Here is a 16,094-nt window from a genome sequence, read left to right as displayed (position 1 = left end):
AGCTTGGGCATTACCTTTCGCAAGGAAACCTTTCGCGACGACTTCACCTTCCGGAACAGCCCGGAGCACATCAGGCGGTTTCCATTCCCGTTCCATGAAGACAGCTACATGTATGCGGTCAATATCGAGCCGCATGTCGTCGGGCCGAAGGGCAGCGTGCTGGAGAATTTGATCGACGTCGACGAGCACTATGTCGCCGAAATGCAGGACCGTGCTTTGGTGCTCGCCGAAGACCCGCTGCGCTGCCAGTCGCTGCCGCACATGACGCTGGCCGGCTGGGACCTGCTCGAACTGCTGATGGAGCAGCAGGCTTCCGGCTATCCCGAGCATTTCACGCTGACGCGCGACGGCGACCGCTGGCGCTGGATCAACCGCCCGCTCGGCATCGACGACAGCTTCACCTTCGGCGACGTCTCGACGCTGCCCTATGGGCCAATGGAGTACATCACGCGTCAGAGCCAGGGCGATTTCTGCATCCTCGACCAGCGCGACGGCAATCTGTGGATGGATGCCGGCATGGTCACCACCCAGGCCGACTGGTCGCTCGATTTCGACATCGGCATGAACTTCTTCGAATGGCACGCGCCGGTGCCGCTGGCGCATGAGAAGGGCATCTTCGTCCGGGCGCTGAAGTTCCTCACCAACATCCAGCAGGGCAAGCCGGCACGCCGGCTGAACTGGACGATGACCATCAATCCGCGCCTCGACACCAGCCCGGAAAACTACCACAAATGGGGCCCGGACCGCGCCACGGTGACGCCGGAAAATGTCGGCGACAAGGTCCATCTGCGCGTCGAGCTGCAGAGCTTCTGGCGGCTGCCGCGCTCGAACGCGATCGTCTTCCCGATCCGCTGCTATCTGATCAAGATGGACGAGCTGGTGACGCAGCCGAAATGGGCAAGGCGCCTGCACCGCGTCATCCGCGACCTGCCCGACGAGCTCGCCAACTACAAGGGCCTGACGCGCTACCGCGCGACGCTGGTCGAATGGCTGTCGAAGTTGGATGACGGCAGTGCGACGTCGCCGGGGTTTGGGCCGGATTAAGCAAGTCCCCTCATCCGGCCGCTTCGCGGCCACCTTCTCCCCGCTGGGGAGAAGAGGCTAGCGCCGGCGCTGCCAATCTCCTCTCCCCTCGGGGAGAGGTCGGATTGCCCCGAATTTGTCCTTCACAATTCGGTTGGCAATCCGGGTGAGGGGGGCGCTTGCCTCCCGCTCACCCCGCGCTCTGCGGGTAGCAAATGATCGACAAATAGCGCATCGGCAGAACGGTCAGCACTTCCGGCCCGTGCGGCGCATCGGCGTCGAAGAACAGGCTGTCGCCGGGCTTCATAGGGTAGAGATTGCTCCCGTGCCGGTAAACGACTTCGCCTTCCAGCATGTAGAGGAATTCCATCCCTTCGTGCTGGAAGGTCGGAAACACGTCGGAATCCTCGGTCAGCGTGATCAGATAGGGTTCGACGACGACGCCGCTGGTGTTGGAACCGATATGGCCGAGCAGATTGTACTGGTGGCCGGCGCGCGTGCCGCGGCGCTCGACGTCGAGCCCTTCGCCGGCCTTGACGAAGACGGCACTGCGCTCCTCCTCGAAGCGGCGGAAAAAGGCGGTGACGGGAACGCCGAGCGCCCGTGACAGCGCCTGCAACGTGGTTAGCGACGGCGAGGTGATGCCGTTCTCGATCTTCGACAGCATGCCAAGCGAAATGTCGGTGGCGACCGCCAGATCGGCGACGGTGATGCCGAGCTTTTTACGGAATGCCCGCACCTCGCGGCCGATCGCGACCTCCAGCACTTTTTCGCGAGTGTCGCGAATGGCGTGCGGGTTCTGGGTGAGCGGCGCGCGTATCTTGCGAGGATCGATTGCGCCGGCCGACGGCTTGGCTTTGCCGGCGGCGGCGCCGACATCATGCTTCAGACTGGTCGCTTTTTTCGCCATTTCGCCACCCCGGACCTTGCCGATTCATTTCACTCCCGGTGAACATATTCGGTGCCGATACAGAAGCGCAACTGCCACGGCAAGCCACCCGTGTCGAATTGCGCAATGTCTGGATTTCGCCCGAGGCACTGCGTCGCTTGGAAATCCGGCTAGGCGAAACGAGGGTTTCGCGACAAGGCCAGTTGACAGCATCGAAGGGGCAATTACTGTCCTGTCAGTGAAATTTGTTTCGTTAGGGAAATGAGATCGGGAGGCCCGGAATGAAAGATCGTGTTGCCGTTATCGGAGCCGGGCCGTCCGGCATGGCCCAGCTCAGGGCCTTCAAGTCGGCCGCCGACAAGGGCGCCGACATCCCCGAGATCGTCTGCTTCGAAAAGCAGTCCGACTGGGGCGGCCTGTGGAACTATACCTGGCGCACCGGCCTCGACGAGCATGGCGACCCGGTGCATGGCTCGATGTACCGTTACCTCTGGTCGAACGGCCCGAAGGAATGCCTCGAATTTGCCGACTACACGTTCGAGGAGCATTTCGGCCGGCCGATTGGCTCCTATCCACCGCGTGCCGTGCTGTGGGACTACATCAAGGGCCGCGTCGAAAAATCCGGCGTGCGCCAATGGGTGCGCTTCAACAGCCCGGTGCGCATGGTCACCTTTTCCGACGCGACGATGAAGTTCACCGTCACCGCGCATGACCGCACCAACGACGTCACCTATTCGGAAGAATTCGACAATGTCGTCGTCGCCTCGGGGCATTTCTCCGTGCCCAACGTTCCCTATTTCGAGGGCTTCTCGACCTTCAACGGCCGTATCCTGCACAGCCACGATTTCCGCGACGCCATGGAATTCAAGGGCAAGGACATTTTGATCATCGGCCGCTCCTATTCGGCCGAGGACATCGGCTCGCAATGCTACAAATACGGCGCCAGATCGATCACCTCGAGCTACCGCTCGAAGCCGATGGGCTTCAGATGGCCGGAGAACTGGAAGGAAGTGCCGCTGCTGCAGAAAGTCGTCGGCAAGACCGCGCATTTCAAGGACGGCAGCACCAAAGACGTTGACGCCATCATCCTGTGCACCGGCTATCTCCACTCCTTCCCGTTCCTGACCGAAGACCTGAAGCTGAAGACCGCCAACCGCATGTGGCCGGACGGGCTCTACGAGGGCGTCGTCTGGGAGAAAAACCCGAAGCTGTCCTATATCGGCATGCAGGACCAGTTCTACACCTTCAACATGTTCGACGCGCAGGCCTGGTTCGCCCGCGACGTCATCATGGGCCGCATCAAACTGCCCTCGGCCGATGCGATGGCCGAGCACGGCAAAAAGTGGCGGGCACGCGAGGAAACGCTGGAAGACGCCGAGCAGATGATCTGGTTCCAGGGCGACTACACCAGGGAGTTGATGGAGCAGACCGACTATCCCGGCTTCGATGTCGAGGCTGTCAATCAGACCTTCATGGAGTGGGAGCACCACAAGGCGGAAGACATCATGGGCTTCCGCGACCATTCCTATCGCTCGCTGATGACCGGCACGATGGCGCCGCTGCACCATACGCCCTGGCTGCAGGCGATGGACGATTCGATGGAGAGCTATCTCGAGGTGAAGGGCGTGGCGGCGGAGTAGGCAAGTCCGAACGACGATTGCCTTGCCTCAGACAACGTCCCGCGCCGGGTCGGCCGCCAGCGCCAGGGAATTTGCGACGTGCTCGAGGTGCTCCTCGCTCAAGATGCTGGTCGCGACGCGCACGGCACTGGTCTTCCCGGTCGAAAACTTGGCCCCGGCATGGACCGCGATGCCGTGGGCAGCCAGCGTGACCATTGCGTAAGGTTCCGAAGCAACCGGAATGAGGACGCTGAGACCGTGTCCGGCGTCGATCCCGACATTGCGTTTCGCCAGTTCGCCGGCGAGCCGTTCGCGACGGCGGCGGTACACTTCCTTCGCCTGCTCGACCAAGACAGCCGTGGCCGGGTCTTGCAGCAGCCAGGCGGTGGCCGCCTGCAGGATACGGCTGGTCCATCCCGAGCTGAAGCTGCGATAGGACTGGATCTGTTCGACGATCGTCGCCGATCCGGACAGCACGGCGAGCCGCAGGTCCGGGCCATGGGTCTTGGAATAGGACAGGATGTGGACGACGCGATCGGGAAAACGCCGGCCAAGCGAAATGCCCGGCGCATCGGCAATATCGCCAACGCCGTCATCTTCGACAATCAGCACGTCGGTGCCGGCGAGCAGGTCGCCGATGACTTCCAGCCGCGCCGACGACATGCAGGCGCCGGTCACCGAATGGACGCGCGGCTGGAACAGGAACGCGACCGGCCGCTGCCGCAGAGCGTTGGCGAGCGCGTCGGGCAAGGGGCCGTCACTGTCGCAGTCGACCGGGATGATCGGCACGTCGAGATCTTCGAGGATGTCGAGCAGGCGAAGCGCCGTCGGATTCTCGATGGCCACAGGCGCCCCCGTCGGGACCAGCGCATGCAGCAAGGTGTAGATGGCGTTGTAACCGCCATTGGTGGCCAGGAACGCGCCGGGATCGTACGGCCATGACGGGCGCACCGCGGCCTCCAGCTCGGGCAGGATGCGCACCCGGTCGTAGCTGTTGAGCTTTTCGGCGCGCGCGCCATGCGCCAGCGCGATGTCGAGCGGCGGCAAGAGCTTCACATCGGGCTCCGCGATCGCCAGGTTCAGAATGTCCGCACCGTAATTGCCGCCGCTCATGTGGCGCTCGGGCCGGGCGGCAAAGCGGTTGCCCATGATCCAGGTGCCGTTGCGCCCGCGGCCGCCGATGATCTTGTAGCGCCGCAGCTCGCTCCACGCCTGCGAGACCGTCGCCGGGCTGACGCCGAGCACATAGGCAAGATCGCGCACCGGCGGAAGCTTTGCGCCGACAGGCAGCGCGCCGCTTCTGATCAGCGCGCTGGTCTCGCGCGCGATGCCGCGCGTCGTGCGGTCACCGAGGCGTTCAGCGAACCATCCTGCATCGAAATCCATCGAATCAACGACTGCCAGTGTTAATGTTCAGTAACATAATAACATTTGATCGGCCAAAAATAAACATTTACCAATCGCCGGTCAAACATAGTGTTGAAGTTCATGCCGATGCCCGTTTCCATCACTATAGCCACCCGTGATTGGGACTATCTCACGCCCTTGGTCCTCGGTGACGTCACCTCCAGCCGCTTGTCGGTGAAGGTTGACCGCGTCGCCACGCTGATCGCGGATCTCGGTACCGATCCGAACTACGATGCGGCGGAGGTCTCGTTCAGCCGTTACGTGTCGGCCATGGCGTCGGGCCGGGATACGGTGGTTGGAATACCGTGTTTCATCATGCGCGGCTTTCGCCACCGCTGCATCATCACGGTCAGTGACAGTCCGCTGGTACGGCTCTCCGACCTTGCCGGCAAACGCATCGGCGTCACCGGCTGGCGCGATTCCGGCAACACATGGACGCGGGCGGCACTTCGCCGCGAAGGTGTCGGCGTCGAGGACGCCTACTGGTTTGCCGGCAGGCTGACATCCGAGCACCCGGTCGCCGACCGCCTCGACGGATTCGGCAGGCCGGGTCGCATCGAAGCAGCGCCAGGCGAGCGCCCGATGATGGAGCTGCTGGCGCAAGGCGAGCTCGACGCCGTTTTCACACCCTTCATGCCGGACGGCTTTTTCGGCCCGGCTTCCGGCTTCCGGCAAGTGCTGCGCGATTTTCGCGCGGCCGAACGCGCCTATTTCGCCGACGTCGGTTATGTCCCGGGCATGCATCTGGTCGCCGTCAAGGCCGTCCTGGCCAGGGAGCACCCCTGGCTGCCGCAGGAACTCGCCAGGCTGATCGACGAAAGCCAGCGCGTCTGGACGGGCAAGCGCCGAAAATATGCCGATACCTCGCCTTGGATCCTCGAGGAGCTGCTTCATGCGGGGCGCGACCTGCCTGCCTCCTGGAACGCCAGCGGCCTGCCCGCCAACCGGCGCATGATCGAGGATTTCGTCACCGAGCTACATGCCCAGGGCATTCTGACGGAACCGATTTCCGCCGAAGCCTTGTTTCCTTTCGACGCCAGGTCGCGGGCCACCGCAGCCTGACAACGCGCAACGAAGAACACGAAGGAGAATGCCATGAGGACAATCAGCTTCATATTCGCCTCGCTCGTCGCCATTCTGGCGCAGGCCAGCTTCGCCCAGGATATCCAGAAGCAATCGGTGAACGAAGATTTGCGGGCCCGGCTGCCGGAAGAGATCCGCACGGCGGGAAAGATCACGGCCGTCAACAACGGCTCGTTCCCGCCCTATGAGATCGTCACCGGCACCGAACTGACCGGGGCAACCAGGGACATTTCCGACGCCATCGGCCAGCTGCTCGGTGTCGAAGTCGATCACGCCTCGGTCGCCGGCTTGCCGGCCTTGCTGAGCGGCATCAATGCCGGCCGTTATCAGTTCGCGATGGGACCTGTCGGCGACTATCCCGACCGCCAGAAATCCAACGACTTCATCGATTGGGTGCGCGAATACGTCGTCTTCGCCGTCGAGAAGGGCAATCCGCAAGGCATCACCTCGCTCGACACGGCGTGCGGCAAGCGCATCGCCGTGATGTCGGGTGGCTCAGCCGAAAAGGTCATCAAGCAGCAGGCGCAGAAATGCACCGAGGGCGGCAAGCCGGCCGTCGAGGTGCAATCCTTCACCGACCAGCCGAGCTCGATACTGGCCGTCCGGTCGAAGCGCTCCGACGCATTCTTCTCCTCGCAGGCGCCACTGACCTATTTCGTCGAGCAGGCGAAGGGCCAACTGGAACTTTCAGGTGTCGGCCAGGCCAATGGCTTCAAGGACATCTATCAAGGCGCCGTCGTCAAGAAGGGCTCGCCGCTGGGCGGTGTACTACTCGACGCGTTCAAGATCCTGATGAAGAACGGCACCTACGCCGCGGTGATGAAGAAGTGGGGTCTCGAGAAGAACATGATCGACGCGCCCGGCATCAACCAGGGACAGTAGAGGCTGCCATGACCGACGCGACCGCTGCCTACGCGTCCGAGGTGCCGCGACGTCCCGACGACGCTCTGCGCGATGTCAAGCGAGCCCACCGGCCGTTTCCGCTTGTCCGGCTGGCGCTCTGGGCGTTCACCGTCGCCGTGGCGGCCGGCTTCGCCTATATCGTCGCGGTCAACCCGAATTTCGGTTGGCCAGTCGTCGCCCAGTATTTCTTCGATCCGACGGTCATGCAGGGGCTTTCCGTAACGCTCGGCCTGACGGTCGTGGCGATGATCCTGGGTATCGTGCTCGGCCTGCTGCTCGCCATCGCGCGCATGTCGAAAGACAGGCTGGCATCTTTTCTATCCGGACTGTTCATCTGGTTCTTCCGGGGAACGCCGCTGCTGGTGCAGCTCATCCTGTGGTATAATCTTTCGACGCTGTTTCCGCGCATTTCCATCGGTTTCGCCAGTTGGAACACCAACGACCTGATCACGCCTTTGACGGCCGCTATCCTCGGTCTGGCGCTGAATGAGGCCGCCTATATGGCAGAGATCATTCGTGGTGGGCTGCTGTCGGTGGACAAGGGGCAGGCCGAAACGGCTGAAGCCTTCGGCATGACCCGCGCGCGGGCCCTGCGGCGCATCATCATCCCGCAGGCGATGCGCTCGATCGTGCCGCCGACCGGCAATCAGCTGATCAGCATGATCAAGGCGACGTCGCTGGTCAGCGTCATCGCCATGGCCGACCTGCTGTACTCCGTGCAGTCGATCTACAACCGCACCTTCGAAATCATTCCGCTGCTGATGGTTGCGGTGCTCTGGTACCTGCTGATCACCTCGGTTCTCAATGTCGCGCAGGGCGCGATCGAACGCCATTACAGCCGCGGCGACCGCGGCGCCCGCGAGAAGACGGCGACCGCCACCCTGGAGGCCGCCAATGAGCGCGCATGACACGCCCTTGGTCCGGGCGCGCAACGTTCACAAGGCCTTCGGCCCGCTCGAGGTGCTGAAGGGCATCGACCTGGACGTCGCGCCTGGCGAGGTGGTGGTCGTTCTCGGACCGTCCGGCTCCGGAAAGTCGACCTTCCTGCGATGCATCAATCATCTCGAGGCGATCGACCAAGGGGCGATCGAGGTGGACGGCGAGCAGATCGGCTACCGGTTGCACGACGGCCGTCTCGACAAGCTCTCCGATCGGGCGATCGCGGCGCAGCGGCGCAAGATCGGCATGGTGTTCCAGCAGTTCAATCTCTATCCACACATGACGACCCTTCAGAACGTCATCGAGGCTCCGGTCGGCGTTCACCGGGAGAACCGCAAGGAAGCGATCGGCTACGCCCGCGAACTGCTGACCCGTGTCGGTCTCGCCGACAAGATCGACGCCTATCCGCGCCAGCTTTCAGGCGGCCAGCAGCAGCGCGTCGCCATCGCCCGTGCGCTCGCCATCCGCCCGAAATTGATGCTCTTCGACGAGCCGACGTCGGCGCTCGATCCGGAGTTGGTCGGCGAGGTGCTCGCCACCATGCGCGATCTTGCCAGGCAGGGCTTGACCATGATCGTGGTCACGCATGAGATCGGCTTCGCCCGCGAAGCGGCGGATCGGGTGGTGTTCATGGACGACGGCAATGTGATCGAGGCCGGGCCTCCGGACGAGGTTCTCGCCAAACCCAGGCACCCGCGCACGCGGGCCTTTTTAAGCCGTTTCATCTGACAGAAAAGCCGGCGCCATTACGTGCTCGGCAAAGGACCCCTCATGCCAAAGACCTCCAACCAGTTCGCCGATGTTTCCGACTTCGCCGACAAGGCCGCCGAGCTTGCTGCGGCTCGCCAGCACCTGCACGCGCATCCCGAGCTTTCCTTCCAGGAGCACGAAACGGCTGCATACGTTGCCGAACGGCTCGAAAGCTGGGGCTATGAGGTGACACGCAATGTCGGCGGGCTCGGGGTCGTCGGCCGCTTGCGCCAAGGCAGCGGCCGCAGCATTGCCATCCGCGCCGACATGGACGCCTTGCCGATCACCGAAGCGACCAATCTCCCTTATGCCAGCCAAGCCAGCGGCAAGATGCACGCCTGCGGCCATGACGGCCACACCACGATGCTGCTCGGCGCGGCCGAATACCTGGCGCGCACGCGCCATTTCAACGGCACGGTGAACCTCATCTTCCAGCCGGCCGAGGAAGCCGGCAAAGGAAGCGGGGCGCAGGCGATGATCGCCGACGGCCTGTTCGAGCGCTTTCCCTGCGATGCGATTTTCGGGCTGCACAACCATCCGGGCGCGCCGGCGGGTTCCTTCCTGATGCGCGCGGGGCCGCTGATGGCAGCGAGCGATACCGTCACCATCAAGATCGCCGGGCGTGGCGGCCACGCCTCGCGTCCGCACCTGACGGTCGACCCGATCGTCGCTGCCGCCAACATCATCATGACCCTCCAGACGGTGGTGTCGCGCAACGTCAACCCGATCGAGACGGCTGTCGTCACCGTCGGCACCATTCACGGCGGCACGGCCTCCAACGTCATCCCCGAACAGGCCGAGATCACGCTCAGCGTCCGCTCCTTCTCGGTCGAGATTCGCGATAGGCTCGAGCAGCGTATTCGCAGTATCGCAGCACTTGTGGCGCAGGCGCATGGCGCAACCGTCGAGATCGACTACGAGCGCGGCTACCCGGTGGTGGTCAATTCCGAGAGCGAGACGTCCTTTGCGACAGACGTCGCTGTTGAACTCGTTGGTCACGACAAGGTGGCCGTCTGCCCGTTGATCCCCGGCAGCGAAGACTTTTCCTATTTCCTCGAGCACAAACCCGGTTGCTTCCTCCGCCTCGGCAACGGCGAGGATTCAGCCATCCTTCACAGCTCGAAATATGATTTCAACGACGGCAATTTGACCGTTGGCGCAGCGCTCTGGGCTCGATTGACCGAGAGATTCCTGGCCGCTTGATCCATACTTGCGGCTGGGATCGCCGATCGGCCGGTCGAGCAGAATTGGGGCGACCGGCCGCGCGACGATGCTCAACGAATTCTCACGCATTCCCCCTCTTCGAATGCGATAAGAGCTTCACTTTCAGACGAACAAAAAATCACTCGTTGTCAGCGGGCTCGCAAAGTTTGCGAGAGTAACTTGATCGACTCCCGCGGTAATAATGGTGTCGGTTCCACTTTGCGCAATTGTGAGATCATCGAACGATTGCACGCCCTCCACGCCACTAAACACGATAGTGTCGCCTTGGGTCTGGCTGAAGTCGTAGATGGTGTTTTGGGTTCCGACCGTCATTGAACCATCGTCCTTGAATATGAATTGGTCTGCGCCGCCCTGAGCCAACTCGCTCAGTTGTCCATCCCCCCACATGTCATTGATGACCGTGCAGCCAGGTGCCGCGCTCCCTGCGTACAGGACATCGTTGCCGCCCTGAGCCGAACCGGACATTTGCAGAGCGTCGCCGCACAGGAAGTTGCGAACTTGGCCGCTTTCGCTGTTCTGGCCCCCGGTAAGAATGTCATTGCCGCCCTGGGCGGAGCCGGACATAGCGCGCGCGTCGCCGGACAACTCGTTTAGAACGTCAGGAAAGGCGCTCTTGTCCCCGCCGGTCAGGGTGTCATTGCCGCCCACAGCGTTGCCGAGCATCGTCACGGCGTCGCCATACCCCACATTATGGGCGGTGCCTTGCAGCACGGCCACGTCATCGCCCCCAAGCGCATGGTCGAACATACTGCCGCCCGCGTCACCGTAGAACGTTACCCGGGACCCACCCACGCTCGTGAAGGTGTCGTTGCCGCCCGTGGCAAAACCGGAAAGATCGCCGCCCGCATCGCCATAGAGAGTTTTGCTCCCGAGATCCCCAAACGTGTCTGTGTAATAGTCGTCGCCGCCCAGAGCATGGCCAGACATGTTGCCGCCGGCGTCGCCGAAGAAAGTGTTGGTGGAAAAGGAGCGGCCCGTAAAGGTATCGTTGCCACCCCTACTGTCGTCCGACATGTCGCCGCCGGCATCGCCGTAGAAAGTGTTGAATGAATCGCTCTTGCCCGTGAAGCTATCGTCGCCGCCCCGCGCATTGCCGGACATGTTGCTGCCGGCGTCACCGTAGAAAATGTTATTGGCTTCTTTCGAGCCCTCGAAGGTGTCGTTGCCGCCCTTGCTGCGATCGGACATCTCGCCGCCTGCATCACCGTAGAAGGTGTGGTCGGCTCCTTGTTTGGTTTGGGTCAGGAAAGTGTCGTCACCCCCATGAGCATGGCCGAGCATGTTGCCGCCGGCGTCACCATAGAAGGTATCGACTACCTGCCTTGCCAATCCACTGTTGAAGGTATCGTTGCCGCCCTTGCTGTGGTCCGACATATCGTCGCCCGCGTCACCATAGGCAGTCGTCGTGGTGGACGAAAGCCCCGTGGTGAAGGTGTCGTCACCGCCCCGAGCAAAATTGAACAAGCTCCGAGCCGCGTCACCGTAGAAGGTGTAGGTCGACGGTGCGGTTTCCGTAAAGGTATCGTTGCCGCCTCTCGAGAAATCGAGCAGGCTGCCGCCGGCGTCGCCGGTCAAGATATTCGTGTTTGGATCGCCTGTGAGGGCGTCATCGATACCCCACTGATGATCTGCTAGATCACCGGTAGTAAAGGGAACGCGTTTAGACATTATCCGCTCTCCTGTTGAGCCTACCCGTCCCATCACAGCCGTACGATGTGAGCCAAGAGCGAGCAATAATCCCGAAGGGCTATGTCGTTAGGCGTAGGGATCGGTAACTCGTCACCGGGGCGCCATTAGCGGCAGCTTCCTGTGGCCGTCCTATTCCCGGCTATCCCAGCCTCGCTCTCGCCTTGGCCGTCCATGCATTGAACAGCCGGTCGGCGACGATGCCGATGAAGGCGATGGCCAGGCCGGCGACGATGCCGCGGCCAGAATCGGCCTTGGACAGGGCGATGAACACTTCCTGGCCGAGATCGCGGGTGCCGACCATGGCGCAGATGATGATCATTGCCAGCGCCATCAGGATAGTCTGGTTGACGCCGAGCATGATCTCCGGCAACGCCAGCGGCAGCTGCACGCGAAAGAAGGTCTGGCGCTTGGTGCAGCCGGAAACCTTCGCCGCCTCGATCAGCGCCGGCGGCACCTGCCGGATCCCGTGATTGGTGTAGCGGATGGCCGGCACCACGGCGAAGGCGACGGTGGCGATCATCGCGGTGACGTCGCCGACTCTGAACAGCATCACCACCGGAATGATGAAGCAGAACGACGGCAGCACCTGCAGCGTGTCGATGACCGGCGTCACGATCTTTTCGAAGCGGTCGCTGCGCGATGCCATCAGCCCGATAGGGATGCCGATCAGGCAAGCGATAAAGGCCGAGATGCCGCACAGGTAGACCGTCGCCATGGTCTTTTCCCAAAGGCCGGTGACGGCGCAGAACGCTGTCAATGCCGCGACCAGGGCGGCGAGGCGCAAGCCGCCGAGCTGGTATCCGGCAAGGCCGAGGAGACAAACCGCGCCCAGCCACGGAAAGCCCTCGCAGAAGGCGCGCACCGGGTTCAGCACATTGAGGATCAGCGCCACGCGGAACGCCTCGATCGTGTCGAAGAAGTTGATCGTGATCCAGTTCACCGCCGCCTTCCACAAAGGTGCGGTGGTGAAGGTGATCGCCTTCGGCACCGCGGCGAAGGCCGGCACGAACAGGCTGAGCAGCGTGGTGACGGCGAGGATGGCGACGGCCAGCGTCAGGTTGGGATAGCGCCGCCAGAAGCTGGTGCCGGGCTGATGGCGGACATTGCCCTTGGCGTGATTGTGCGCGATCGCCTGGCTCAGCCGGTCGAGCGCAATTGCCAGTGCGACGATGGCGAGGCCTGCCTCCATCGCCTCGCCGACCTTGAGCGCGCGCAGCGCCAAAAGCACATCATAGCCGAGGCCGCCGGCGCCGATCATCGAGGCGATGATCACCATATTGAGCGCCAGCATGATAACCTGGTTGACGCCGACCATCAGCGTCGGCCGCGCCGACGGCAACAGCACCCGCCACAGCTTCTGCCGTGCCGTGCAGCCGGCCATCTCGCTGAAATCGTCGATCTCCGACGGCACCCGCGACAGGCCCAGCATCGTCGCCCGCACCATTGGCGGTGTCGCGAAGATTGCCGTCGCGATCATTGCCGAGACCGGGCTGTTGCCGAACAAAAGCAGCATCGGGATGAGATAGGCGAAGGTTGGGATCGTCTGCATCAGATCGAGGGCAGGGGAGATCAATAGCCTTTCTGCCCAAGGCTTGCGCCATGCCCAGATGCCGGCGAACAGCCCGGTGACAATGCAAAACGGCACAGCGATCGAGATCAGGCCCAGCGTCAGCATGGCGCTGGTCCACTGCCCGAACAGCGCGATGTAGAGAAAACACCCGCCGACCAGCGCACCCAGCTTCCAGCCGCCGGCGGCGCGGCCGGCAAGGTAGGCGGCAGCGCAGACGCCGACCCAGGACAGGCGCGGCAAGACGATCATATCCGCGCCATGGCCGATCTTGAAATTTTTGGCGAGAAGATTGAGCGCGAAATCGAGCGGCACGCCGAGCACGGCGGTGAGCGAGCGCGTCAGCCAGGAGAAGTTCGACTTCACCCAGTTCATCAGCGCGCTGACCCAGTCGGCGACGGGAATGACGGCATTGGCTGGGTAATTGACCGTCCAGGGCAGGCTTTCCTGCAGCAGGAAGACAACAAGCACGGCGGCGAGCGCGCAGGCCCAGATCACCAGCCAGGTCTGACCCTGCCGCGGCCTCGCTGCGCTCGCGCTTGCCGTGACCGTCATGCGCCGGCTCCGGGACGTTCGATGCCAGCGAGAAGATCGATCACCGCCTGCGGCGTTACCTCGCCGATCGGCTTGCCGGTGCCGTTGACCACCGCGAAGGGCTTGCCGGCAGAGACGATATCTGCCGAGAAACTGGCGATCTTGGCATCCGGCGCGACCGTGCCGCCATGTTCAGCGGCGTCGCAGGCGCGCATCAGGCTCTTGGCCGAGATCACCTTGGCGCGGTCGACGTCGCGGGTGAATTCGGCGACATAATCCGTCGCCGGGTTGACCACCAGCTCTTCCGGCGTGCCGATCTGGATGACCTCGCCGTCCTTCATGATGGCGATCCGGTCGGCCAGCCGGATGGCCTCGTCGAAATCATGGGTGATGAAGACGATGGTCTTGTGCAGCATGGTCTGCAGCCGCATCAGCTCGTCCTGCATCTCACGGCGGATCAGCGGATCGAGCGCCGAGAATGGCTCGTCGAGGAACCAGATTTCCGGCTTGGTGGCGAGGCTGCGGGCGATGCCGACACGCTGCTGCTGGCCGCCGGAAAGCTCGCGTGGATAGAAATGCTCGCGGCCGCGCAGGCCGACCAACTCGATGACCTCGCGAGCCCGCTTTTCGCGCGTCGGCCGGTCCTGCCCCTGGATGCCCAAGGGAAAGGCGATGTTCTCCAGTACGTTGAGATGCGGCAGCAGGGCAAAATTCTGGAACACCATGCCCATGCGGTGGCGTCGCAGCTCGATCAGCGCGGCATCGGAAATCTTGAGCAGGTCCTTGCCTTCAAACTCGACCTTGCCGTGGGTCGGCTCGATCAGCCGCGACATGCAGCGCACCAGCGTCGACTTGCCGGATCCCGAAAGTCCCATGATGATGAAGATCTCGCCTTGCCGGATTTCGAGATCGACGGCGCGCACCGCGCCAACCAGTCCGGCAGCGGCGATGTCCGCCAGGCTGGCCTTGCCGTCGCGCCGGCGGATGAAATTGGCCGCGTCCGCCCCGAACAGCTTCCAGACATTGCGGCAGGCAAGCTTTATCGGGCGGGCATCGTTGCCCGCTTTCGCCGCGCCTTCAATCGTATCGGTCATGCAATCGTCCTTCTGGAATAGGGATCGAGACCCGGCCACGAATGGCCGGGCCGTCGGATTTCCAGTCAGACGGTCACTCGGCCCAAGCTTTCCAGTCGCCTTCGTGGGCGGCGATCCAGGCGGCGGCGACGTCTTCCGGCGTCTTGCCTTCGAGATCGATCTCGCCGCTCATCTTGTTGAGCTCGTCGGTATCGACCGTGTAGTTTTTCGCGACCTTGTAGGCGACCGGCCATTTGTCCTTCATGCCGGCCCAGGAATATTTCCAGATCTCGCCATGCGGCTTGCCACAGTCGTATTTCGCATCGGGGTTCACGCCCCATTTCGGGTCGGTGTAGCACTCTACAGTATGGTCGGGGAATTCGATCCATTCGCCCTTGTATTTGGCCGGTGCCCAATGCGGCGAATAGATCCACAGCATGATCGGCGCCTTGCGCTGATAGGCCGAGTCCAGTTCGGCGAACATCGCTGCATCGGTGCCAGCATGGATGACGGTGAAGGGCAGTTTCAGCGCCTCGACGCGCTCGTCGTCAAAACCTTCCCATGTCACAGGGCCGCCGAGATAGCGCCCCTTCGGTGTTGTTTCCGCCGTCGAAAAGGCCTCGGCGCATTTCGGGTCCTTCAATGCCTCCCAGTTCGGCAGGCCCGGGCATTTCTCTTTCATATATTCGGGAAACCACCATTCCTCCTTGGCCTTGGGCCCGAGCTTGCCGAGGCGTTCGGTCTGGCCGGTTGCATCCGAGGCCTTCATCGCTTCGCCGGCCGTCGTGTCCCAGAACTCCATGCCGACATCGATGTCGCCATTGGTCAGGCCGGTGGTCAGGCTGGAGAGATAGTCGGCGGTCGGGTACTCGACGGTATAGCCGAGCTTTTCGAGGATGCCGCCGAGGATCTTGGCGTTCAGATTGACGCTGGTCCAGTCGAACAGCGCGATCTTGATCGGGTCGTTGGATTCCGGCGCCGCTGCTTGTGCCGGTAGTGTCAGCGCGCTTGCTGCGGCAAGCGCCAAGGCTCCCATTGATAGTTTCGAAATCATGCTCCGAAGTAACATGCTTGTTCTCCTGTCAAGCTCTGGTGGAAGTTATCGTCAGTTCCCTTCTTGCGTCTTTTTTGATTGTGTTGGAAAAGCTGGTCGTTGCGCAAGGCCGTCGGCGCCACAATGCTGCCGAAGCGGATGCCGGCGCAAAACGGGGTGGTGCCCAAATTGGTGAAGATGTGCGCGGGACCGGCCGCGTCATGACTGCCGATGGTTTGCTGCGGAAGCAGTCATCCGCGGATCGATCGCCGGTCTTGGGGACTGTCGGGAATTCTGTGCGCGAGGCCATGATGATGGAAAGGAGAGAATCATCGCATGGCTATTGAGAAGGAACTTCTGG

The 16,094-nt window shown here is 62.6% G+C and carries 14 protein-coding genes; 8 read left to right on the top strand and 6 right to left on the bottom strand.

Going from position 1 to position 16,094, the window contains the following annotated elements; translation table 11 throughout:
- Positions 1-3 precede the first annotated feature (3 nt).
- Positions 4-1,044 carry a heme-dependent oxidative N-demethylase family protein gene (locus NKJ93_RS32515; RefSeq protein WP_352484115.1) on the top strand — a complete coding sequence of 347 codons (1,041 nt, stop codon included), beginning with the start codon at positions 4-6 and terminating at the stop codon, positions 1,042-1,044.
- Positions 1,045-1,213: 169 nt separating this feature from the next.
- Here the strand turns inward: NKJ93_RS32515 and NKJ93_RS32510 are convergent, their stop codons facing one another.
- The gene (locus NKJ93_RS32510; RefSeq protein ID WP_352484114.1) at positions 1,214-1,933 is read right to left on the bottom strand and encodes a helix-turn-helix domain-containing protein; all 720 of its coding nucleotides are present in this window, start codon (positions 1,931-1,933) and stop codon (positions 1,214-1,216) included.
- A 260-nt stretch (positions 1,934-2,193) separates the two neighbouring features.
- Here NKJ93_RS32510 and NKJ93_RS32505 point away from each other — a divergent pair, with 260 nt between their 5' ends.
- The gene (locus NKJ93_RS32505) at positions 2,194-3,552 is read left to right on the top strand and encodes a trimethylamine monooxygenase (protein ID WP_352593463.1); all 1,359 of its coding nucleotides are present in this window, start codon (positions 2,194-2,196) and stop codon (positions 3,550-3,552) included.
- 27 nt (positions 3,553-3,579) lie between these two features.
- On the opposite strand, the gene NKJ93_RS32500 is transcribed toward NKJ93_RS32505, so the two are convergent.
- Positions 3,580-4,917: an aminotransferase-like domain-containing protein gene (locus NKJ93_RS32500; protein WP_023716779.1), complete on the bottom strand. Its 1,338-nt coding sequence runs from the start codon at positions 4,915-4,917 to the stop codon at positions 3,580-3,582.
- A 108-nt stretch (positions 4,918-5,025) separates the two neighbouring features.
- On the opposite strand from NKJ93_RS32500, the gene NKJ93_RS32495 reads away from it, so the two are divergent.
- The 5 genes from NKJ93_RS32495 to NKJ93_RS32475 are packed head-to-tail and all read left to right on the top strand — an operon-like array spanning position 5,026 to position 9,816.
- The gene (locus NKJ93_RS32495) at positions 5,026-6,000 is read left to right on the top strand and encodes a substrate-binding domain-containing protein (RefSeq protein WP_352484111.1); all 975 of its coding nucleotides are present in this window, start codon (positions 5,026-5,028) and stop codon (positions 5,998-6,000) included.
- Positions 6,001-6,033: 33 nt separating this feature from the next.
- Entirely contained in the window at positions 6,034-6,903 is an 870-nt protein-coding gene (locus tag NKJ93_RS32490; RefSeq protein WP_352593459.1) for an ABC transporter substrate-binding protein, read from the top strand.
- A gap of 8 nt (positions 6,904-6,911) precedes the next feature.
- Positions 6,912-7,832, top strand: a complete 921-nt coding sequence (locus tag NKJ93_RS32485) for an amino acid ABC transporter permease (protein ID WP_352484109.1) — start codon at positions 6,912-6,914, stop codon at positions 7,830-7,832.
- On the top strand, positions 7,819-8,592 hold the full coding sequence (locus NKJ93_RS32480) for an amino acid ABC transporter ATP-binding protein (protein WP_352484108.1): 774 nt from the start codon (positions 7,819-7,821) through the stop codon (positions 8,590-8,592). Before NKJ93_RS32485 ends, NKJ93_RS32480 begins: the two co-directional genes overlap by 14 nt.
- Positions 8,593-8,634: 42 nt before the next feature.
- Positions 8,635-9,816 carry a M20 aminoacylase family protein gene (locus NKJ93_RS32475; protein ID WP_352484107.1) on the top strand — a complete coding sequence of 394 codons (1,182 nt, stop codon included), beginning with the start codon at positions 8,635-8,637 and terminating at the stop codon, positions 9,814-9,816.
- A 123-nt stretch (positions 9,817-9,939) separates the two neighbouring features.
- On the opposite strand, the gene NKJ93_RS32470 is transcribed toward NKJ93_RS32475, so the two are convergent.
- The 4 genes from NKJ93_RS32470 to NKJ93_RS32455 form a co-directional block, all read right to left on the bottom strand.
- Positions 9,940-11,505 carry a hypothetical protein gene (locus tag NKJ93_RS32470; protein ID WP_352484106.1) on the bottom strand — a complete coding sequence of 522 codons (1,566 nt, stop codon included), beginning with the start codon at positions 11,503-11,505 and terminating at the stop codon, positions 9,940-9,942.
- A gap of 160 nt (positions 11,506-11,665) precedes the next feature.
- Positions 11,666-13,648: an ABC transporter permease gene (locus tag NKJ93_RS32465; protein WP_352593456.1), complete on the bottom strand. Its 1,983-nt coding sequence runs from the start codon at positions 13,646-13,648 to the stop codon at positions 11,666-11,668.
- The gene (locus NKJ93_RS32460; protein WP_352548720.1) at positions 13,645-14,721 is read right to left on the bottom strand and encodes a quaternary amine ABC transporter ATP-binding protein; all 1,077 of its coding nucleotides are present in this window, start codon (positions 14,719-14,721) and stop codon (positions 13,645-13,647) included. The genes NKJ93_RS32465 and NKJ93_RS32460 overlap by 4 nt, the downstream gene beginning before the upstream one ends.
- 73 nt (positions 14,722-14,794) lie before the next feature.
- The gene (locus NKJ93_RS32455) at positions 14,795-15,769 is read right to left on the bottom strand and encodes an ABC transporter substrate-binding protein (protein WP_352493991.1); all 975 of its coding nucleotides are present in this window, start codon (positions 15,767-15,769) and stop codon (positions 14,795-14,797) included.
- 23 nt (positions 15,770-15,792) lie between these two features.
- Here NKJ93_RS32455 and NKJ93_RS32450 point away from each other — a divergent pair, with 23 nt between their 5' ends.
- The gene (locus NKJ93_RS32450; protein ID WP_352593454.1) at positions 15,793-16,080 is read left to right on the top strand and encodes a hypothetical protein; all 288 of its coding nucleotides are present in this window, start codon (positions 15,793-15,795) and stop codon (positions 16,078-16,080) included.
- Positions 16,081-16,094 lie beyond the last annotated feature (14 nt).

Source organism: Mesorhizobium sp. M0028, assembly GCF_040323855.1.
In the GTDB taxonomy this organism is placed as follows: Bacteria; Pseudomonadota; Alphaproteobacteria; order Rhizobiales; family Rhizobiaceae; genus Mesorhizobium.
The sequence above is the reverse complement of the archived record's forward strand: the minus strand, read 5'-3'. Positions and strand labels throughout refer to the sequence as shown.

What these genes read in the sequence shown, in the direction of transcription:
- NKJ93_RS32495 (WP_352484111.1), top strand. Translation starts at nt 5,026, where the DNA reads ATGCCCGTTTCCATCACTATAGCCACCCGTGATTGGGACTATCTCACG.
- NKJ93_RS32475 (WP_352484107.1), top strand. Translation starts at nt 8,635, where the DNA reads ATGCCAAAGACCTCCAACCAGTTCGCCGATGTTTCCGACTTCGCCGAC.
- NKJ93_RS32455 (WP_352493991.1), bottom strand. Translation starts at nt 15,769, where the DNA reads ATGTTACTTCGGAGCATGATTTCGAAACTATCAATGGGAGCCTTGGCG.
- NKJ93_RS32460 (WP_352548720.1), bottom strand. Translation starts at nt 14,721, where the DNA reads ATGACCGATACGATTGAAGGCGCGGCGAAAGCGGGCAACGATGCCCGC.
- NKJ93_RS32480 (WP_352484108.1), top strand. Translation starts at nt 7,819, where the DNA reads ATGAGCGCGCATGACACGCCCTTGGTCCGGGCGCGCAACGTTCACAAG.
- NKJ93_RS32485 (WP_352484109.1), top strand. Translation starts at nt 6,912, where the DNA reads ATGACCGACGCGACCGCTGCCTACGCGTCCGAGGTGCCGCGACGTCCC.
- NKJ93_RS32490 (WP_352593459.1), top strand. Translation starts at nt 6,034, where the DNA reads ATGAGGACAATCAGCTTCATATTCGCCTCGCTCGTCGCCATTCTGGCG.
- NKJ93_RS32500 (WP_023716779.1), bottom strand. Translation starts at nt 4,917, where the DNA reads ATGGATTTCGATGCAGGATGGTTCGCTGAACGCCTCGGTGACCGCACG.
- NKJ93_RS32510 (WP_352484114.1), bottom strand. Translation starts at nt 1,933, where the DNA reads ATGGCGAAAAAAGCGACCAGTCTGAAGCATGATGTCGGCGCCGCCGCC.
- NKJ93_RS32505 (WP_352593463.1), top strand. Translation starts at nt 2,194, where the DNA reads ATGAAAGATCGTGTTGCCGTTATCGGAGCCGGGCCGTCCGGCATGGCC.
- NKJ93_RS32470 (WP_352484106.1), bottom strand. Translation starts at nt 11,505, where the DNA reads ATGTCTAAACGCGTTCCCTTTACTACCGGTGATCTAGCAGATCATCAG.
- NKJ93_RS32465 (WP_352593456.1), bottom strand. Translation starts at nt 13,648, where the DNA reads ATGACGGTCACGGCAAGCGCGAGCGCAGCGAGGCCGCGGCAGGGTCAG.